At 44.6% G+C, this 7086-nt stretch carries 5 protein-coding genes; 2 read left to right on the top strand and 3 right to left on the bottom strand.

Translation table 11 applies throughout. From position 1 onward, the window contains the following. The 3 genes from PX636_RS15125 to speA form a co-directional block, all read right to left on the bottom strand. On the bottom strand, positions 1 to 853 hold an 853-nt coding region (locus PX636_RS15125; RefSeq protein WP_288117713.1), incomplete at its 3' end, for a DEAD/DEAH box helicase family protein. Positions 854 to 1093: 240 nt separating this feature from the next. After that, positions 1094 to 3109: a ribonuclease catalytic domain-containing protein gene (locus tag PX636_RS15120; protein WP_288117712.1), complete on the bottom strand. Its 2016-nt coding sequence runs from the start codon at positions 3107 to 3109 to the stop codon at positions 1094 to 1096. A 77-nt stretch (positions 3110 to 3186) separates the two neighbouring features. Beyond that, positions 3187 to 5226, bottom strand: coding sequence for a biosynthetic arginine decarboxylase (gene speA, locus PX636_RS15115; RefSeq protein ID WP_149978976.1), 2040 nt, complete (start codon positions 5224 to 5226; stop codon positions 3187 to 3189). A 278-nt stretch (positions 5227 to 5504) separates the two neighbouring features. Between speA and PX636_RS15110 the strand changes: the two genes are divergently transcribed. Together PX636_RS15110 and recR are read left to right on the top strand one after the other, a co-directional pair. Next, complete coding sequence (locus PX636_RS15110) at positions 5505 to 6038, top strand: DUF4330 domain-containing protein (protein WP_002737551.1); 534 nt, start codon at positions 5505 to 5507, stop codon at positions 6036 to 6038. A 120-nt stretch (positions 6039 to 6158) separates the two neighbouring features. Then, positions 6159 to 6749 carry a recombination mediator RecR gene (recR, locus tag PX636_RS15105; protein ID WP_071823408.1) on the top strand — a complete coding sequence of 197 codons (591 nt, stop codon included), beginning with the start codon at positions 6159 to 6161 and terminating at the stop codon, positions 6747 to 6749. Positions 6750 to 7086: the final 337 nt, after the last annotated feature.

Here is a 7086-nt window from a genome sequence, read left to right as displayed (position 1 = left end):
TTCTATGTTCAGCCTTGCTAAAAGTAGAAAACTGGTTGACTGGACTAAAATAAGTTGAAATTTCTAATTCTTTGCCACTAAAAAAGCATTGACAATTATCAATACTGTCTTTGATTAAATCCCAAGTGAACATTACTTTTGTGTCATCTGTATGTTCAAGAAGAATTTGTACAACTTCTGACTTTTTATCTTGCCAATTCCAATAAGGAACTGGCAAAAAAGTTGTGCTTCCGCCACTCTTTATCTCAAAAAAGCTGCCTTCACCTTGCTCTCTTAGATCGTCTTCAAACAGTTGGAGTAAACGTTGATAGAGAATATGGGAATTGTTTACTTTTATCTTAAAGGATTCGTTTATGAAATCTATACAGGCGTGTGAGTCGTCTAAAATAATCGTGTTTACTTTTGTAAATTTTCCACCAATTCCGAAAACCGACTTCCCGTTGAAAACTTTCTGAACGTGCGTGATTAATATCTTCTCTGAGTTTAGAAATTGATCAGGCAGAGAATTGCTGCCATCAATAGTTATATATCCAATGCCAAATTTTTCTGCTTCTTGGCAAGTTTGTTTCACCAAGTATTTGTTGGGACACACATATAGACAGGGACCTTTCTTTTGATTCAGTTTAGATTGAAGGATCAACAAACCAATCAAAGTTTTACCTTGCCCAGTATGCAACTTTAAAACTAAATCTTTATCGTCTTTACGATTCAACCACCAGTTCGTTAGAATTTCTCTTTGCACTGGACGCAAAGGACCAGTCTCGCTCCTTCTGTCTAGCTCATCATAAATTTCAACGGGATCTACTTTTTTCTCAATTGATTTCAAACCCAACTTCTTCTTAAAATCAACCATTTCTAACCTATCTATGGAACTATCGCTTGGCAACAAACACTTTAATTCTAGCAGATCTCTTTTGATAATGCTCCCTTTTCAGCACCTGCAAAACACTACATCAAAGTACAATCAAGCTCCACATTATGGACACCAACAGATAACCTCTGAAGGAGCGTCACAATTCAGGAATCGAGGGATAACTAAAAACTCACATCTGATAACTGATCACTGATAAGTGACTCCTTTTTGCCTGACAGATTAACTTGCTTGGGAGGAGACAAAACCCGATAACTCGCGAAAACGGATCTCATCGCGGTGGGGATCAGAGCGACTAACTTGCACTTGAAAGCGATCGCCTAAAGATACCGAACGCTCAAAACGATGGGGTAATTCTAACCCCAATTCCTCCAATAAAATCAAGCCTAAATTTTCCTCTTCCCGCAGCCAGCGCAATACCAGAGCTTGCCAGACTTGATCTCCCTGTCGTCGCAAAAATTCCAAACTCCAATAACGATTAGTTTGTCGTTCCACCGAGGTGGCTTCTTGGGCCGAACTAGCGACACTATAGAGAATTTCCTGCATTCTATCCCGGGTAAAAGGCAGTTTATCGCCCCGGAGATGGGCTTTTAGTTGAAAATGGGTCAAAAGGTCAGTATAACGGCGAATTGGCGAAGTTACTTGGGAATAGGTATTCAATCCCAGACTAGCATGACGGTTAGGAATCGTCGTCATCTCACTGCGCGGCATACAGCGACGCAAGGCACAGGAACGCACCGGGCCTGCAGGTAGTAAAATTAACTCCTCATCGGGGGGTAATTCCGGTTGTGGTTGTCCCCGGAAAGGCACGGGGATCTCGTGTTCCTGACAGTAGCGACCGGCGATTTCTCCGGCTAAAATCATCATTTCCGCCACTAATTGCCGAGATGGGGAAACCTCCTGCAATTCTACGATAATTTCGTCGTTAGCCTTCACCTTAATGGATGATTCTGGCATTTGGATGTTAATCGATCCCTGAGATTTGCGCCATGCGTGGCGTTGTTTGGCCCAACGGTTGAGAATCTTCACTTCCGGTTCATGCTGCAGATCCAGATGTAACATTTCGTCCACATCTTCGTAGGTGAGGCGATAGGTAGGTTTAATTGTACTAGGATGGATTCGATAATCGGCGATCGCCCCCGTTTCATCGAGGATTACCCCAAAACTCAAGGCGGGACAAAGTTTACCCTGTACCAAACTCATTGGACCGGCGGCCAACTCTAGGGGAAACATGGGAACCATTCCCGTGGGAAGATAGAGACTGGTACTGCGACGACGCGCTTCTAGGTCTAATTCATCATCGGGAAGCACTAAACGGCTAGGATCGGCAATATGGATCCAGAGACGATGACCACCATCCGCGAGCATTTCTACCGATAATCCGTCATCGATTTCCTCGGTACTTTCATCGTCGATGGTATAAATTTTTTGGTGGGTTAAATCGAGACGATTGTTGACATCCGCATCCGCAGGGGGATTGAGTAAATTAAGACGCGCCACATCAAGTACCTTTTTCGAGAATTGAACGGGGTAGGAACTGCGTCGCAGGAAAAGGTTTTCGTGACTACTCCACCATTTCAAATCGACTAACAATTCAAAAGCGGCCTCGGGGGTTTGGGAACGGCCCAGCAGGGAGAGTATGTCCATGGCTGCTGGATATTTTTGTTCGGGTTGGAGGATAAATTTTTCTAGAGATTCCAGACGAATTCGATCGCTTTCTGACCATTCTACCGTTTCACCGGCCAGGGCCTGTTGGAGACGTTGGAGAAATTGGCCTTTTTCCCGTTGACGCTGTTGTTCCACCTCTAGCTGGTGTTTGATTTCCTCTACCTGATTTTCCGATCGGGCTTCGTAACCATCCCCTTTATTTTTAAAATAAACTTTATCATCACTCAAGAGACAATGGGCCGCATAGCAAAACTGCGGACTGCGATCGGAAAAGAGAATCTCGGCCATGGTTTCGGGAGTGACTAACTGATTTTCCCCGGCTAATAATTCCCAGGCCACTTCTAAACCACTAGCATCTAGATAGGGTTGGACTTCCCGCAGAAAATTGCCAATCTCTTTATAGTTGGACGGACCTGCTTTGATAATGTAATCGAAGCGTTGGGGACGCAGTTTATGCGGGTTTCCCCCTTGATCGATGACGATCCAATCTTTTTTCCCTTCTGGGCGATCGATCACCCCTAAGCGCCTTTCTCCTTGCACCCGAAATTCTACCAGCGTTCCCTTATCCACTGCTTCCCCTTACTGCCTATCTATTTTGTCTATTTTCTATCATCCTCGATCGATTACTCGATCGGCAAGAGCAATCATCAATCCCCACCCACTAGATAGGTATAACGTCGCAAACTGCGTTCATAATCCTGTAGTAGTAATTGGGATTCTTCCACAGTCATGCGATTTTCCTGCAAAGCTTGTTCACAACGAAGACGAATTCTTTCTAACAGGTCTTCTGCGGAATACTGCACATAACTTAATACTTCCGTGATCGTATCTCCTTTGACTAGATACTCGATATCGTACCCCTTGGGACTCATCTGAATATGTACCACGTTAGTATCGCCAAAAAGATTATGTAAATTGCCCATAATCTCTTGATAAGCACCCACCAAAAACATTCCTAGATAATAGGGTTCTGGAGAATGTTTCCCGTTTTTGTACTCCAACGGATGCAATTCTAAAACTGATTTTATGTCCCCGCGCAAATCGATAAACTGGGCAATTTTCCCGTCACTATCACAGGTTAAATCGGCGAGAATTCCTCTTTGGGTAGGTTCTCGATCGAGACGATGGATCGGCATAATTGGAAATAGTTGATCGATCGCCCAACTATCGGGAACTGACTGAAAAACCGAGAGATTGGCATAATAAATTGAGGCCATAATTTGCTCTAAGTCTTCCAAGTCATCGGGAACATAATCCTGTTGTCGGGCCACTTGCAGAATTTTGTGACAACAAGCCCAGTACAATTGTTCGGCTCTCGCCCGTTCTTTGAGACTGAGATAACCGAAATTAAACAGACTAATCGCCTCCTCTTTGAACTGTCCCGCATCGTGATAAGCTTCCTGATAATTGCGCTCATCGATACCCGTGTAGGTTTCCCAGAGATTGCGGAGGATGAGATGTTCTTTCCCATTGCAGGGATCGGGGGGATTTTGGGGAACCTCACTACTTCCCAAGATATCAAAGACTAACACCGATTGATGAGAAGCGATCGCCCGGCCACTTTCACTGATGAGAATTGGGGGTGAAATCTGGGCATCTTCACAAGCTTCCTTGACCTCGGCCACGATATCATTGGCATAATTCTGCATATTGTAGTTTTTTGAGGCGTAGAAGTTAGTTTTTGAGCCATCGTAATCGACCCCTAAACCACCCCCCACATCGAGATAGGTCATATTTGCCCCTAATTTCGCTAATTCCACATAAATCTGACTAGCTTCGCGAATAGCATCCTTAATGACGCTAATAGCGGAGATTTGCGACCCGATATGATAGTGCAGCAGTTGCAGACAATCTAACATCCCCGCTTGTTCTAATTCCGTCACCACCGTTAGGATTTCCGGGACGGTTAAACCGAATTTTGCCCGGTCTCCCGTGGAACATCCCCAACGGCCCACCCCTTTTGTCCCCAGTTTCGCACGCACTCCCAAATGTGGGGCAATTCCTAACTGACGACTGACGCGCAGGGTTAAATATAATTCTTCCAATTGTTCGATGACAATCAAAGGCCGATGACCGAGACGAGTGGTCAAAAGAGCGGTTTCGATGTATTCTTTGTCCTTATAGCCGTTACAAATTAGCAATGGTTGTGTTTTGTCATTTTTGCCGTTTAAGGCTGGTTCTAGGGTAGCTAAAGCAATCATTAGCTCAGGTTTTGAACCAGCCTCCAACCCAAATTGATAGGGTTTGCCAAAACGCACTAAAGACTCGACGATGTGACGGTGTTGATTGCACTTGATCGGATAGACACCGCGATAGACATTGGGATAATTATAACGGGCGATCGCTCGGCTAAAACAGGCATTCAGGCGCTCGATCCGATCCTCAAGGATGTCACTAAACCGAATTAACAGGGGTAAACCGATATTTCGCCGCTTAATCGCCGAAACTAACTCGTATAAGTCCAAAGAACCGCCCCTTTCTCCCTGGGGCGAGACGGTAATATTTCCTGCGGCATTGATCGAGAAATAGGGTTCTCCCCAGCCTTGGATGCGATAGAGATTTTCGCTATCTTCGATCGACCAATGTTTAACGGGGGCAACTTTTTCGAGGTTGTTACCGTCAGAAGGGGTCAGATCCACTGGAGATAATTGCTTTTCTTGTTTCTTAAGTTGAGTTTTACCCGCCATTGTCTATCGATCGCTCCGTGTGAGACTCCGATCTTCTATCTTAAGTCAGACTTCCTGTCCGCGACCAAGATTCCGATCGTGATAGAATTTACTAGCCGTTAGGAGGCAGGATTCAGGAGTCAGGAGACAGGAGACAGGAGATAGGAGATTATTTGTATTTTCTCCCCATCCCCCATCACCCTAGGGTTGATTCATAGTAGGGTTGATTCATGAATCAACCCTACCCATCACCCCGTTCCCCTGTTCCCTTCTCCCCAAAATTTTATAGTGAACCGCTTATGCAATTATTAGACTCAAAAGGACGTTTATTCGGTAAATTTAGCTTGCTTGATATCGGAGCGGCCTTAGTAATTTTATTGACAATTATCGGTATTTTTGTTGTCCCGGGGACGAGTGGTAAAAGTACGATCGCTCAAGTTACCAAAGAACCCATAGAAGTGGATGTTATTGTCCGGGGTTTAAGTGTTCTCAATCCCAACGCCTTGATTAATCAATTCAATACCGAGAAGAAAACTAATATTGTTATTCGTAATCAACCGGCCGGTCAAGTGGATATAAAAAATGTTAAACCTTTATCGAGAAATGTCTTAGTTCCGCAGCCCGATGGTAGCGTGAAAGTCCTCCCCGATCCCCGCACAGAAAACTATTCTCAAGATATGATTATGACTCTCAGTGGTCAAGCGGAAGTTACCGATACCGGTGCGGTTGTTGGCGGTCAAAAGGTGAAAATTGGCACTTTAATCGAGTTAGAAGGAGATAATTATAATTTCAACACCAGTGTTATCGATGTCCGTTTACCAAAAAGGTCTTAGTTAGTAAACAGTGAGCAGTAAACAGTGAAAAGACAGCAGGAAACTTCCATGTAACACTGCTCACTTGAAAACTCAAATCTGATAACTGATAACTGATAACTGATAAGAGGATTAACTGCTATTTATACACCGCCTTTAGCTCGTTTGATCGAGCAGTTACAAAAATTACCCGGGGTGGGACCCAAAAGCGCTCAACGTCTGGCCCTGTATATTCTCAAACGACCGGAACAAGATGCGATCGAATTGGCCCAGGCGATCGTAGCAGCCAAAAAACAAGTAGGATTATGTCAGGTTTGTTTCCATCTTTCGGCCGAACCGATCTGCGAAATTTGCCGCAATCCTAACCGGGAAACGGGGACTATCTGTGTGGTAGCTGACTCCAGAGATGTGATTGCTTTGGAGAAAACTAGGGAATATTCGGGCAAATATCACGTTTTAGGGGGTGTTATCTCACCTATGGATGGCATTGGACCGGATCAATTAAATATACAGTCTTTAGTCACCAGAGTCAGCCAGAAAAAAATTCAGGAAGTTATCTTGGCTATCAGTCCCAGTGTCGAGGGGGAAACCACGACTTTGTATGTCGGGGGTTTACTGAAACCCTTCACTAAAGTTACCCGTATCGCTTTTGGGTTGCCCATGGGCGGCGATCTAGAATACGCTGATGAAGTAACCTTAGCGAGAGCTTTAGAAGGTCGTCGGGAATTGTAAAATCTCGCCAAGGTTGGGATTAAGTAGGGTTTGCTGAATAAATGTGAAATGTAGGCAAGGTAAGGGTTTTGTGGCTTTTCTCGTGAAACAGGTGCAAGATTTTGAAAGAATCGTGCTTCAACACCTTGCGTCTTCATCGGCCCGTGTCCTGTAGGGGCGAAGCATTCGGGCAATAACCTATCGGTGAAACGTAGATTTTCTATCCGAATGCTTCGCCCGTACTTTTTGCCGCAAACCCTAAGTAGGGAGGCACAATTATTTGTAGGATGGGTTAGCGGTAGCGTAACATGAGCGGGCGTTGGGTTTCATGCTTCAACCCAACCTACGTTCATCTTAT

It is taken from the genome of Microcystis sp. M53598_WE2 (assembly GCF_030067735.1).
Taxonomy (GTDB): domain Bacteria; phylum Cyanobacteriota; class Cyanobacteriia; order Cyanobacteriales; family Microcystaceae; genus Microcystis; species Microcystis aeruginosa.
Note: the sequence above shows the minus strand (reverse complement) of the source record. Positions and strands in the feature narration are given on the sequence as shown.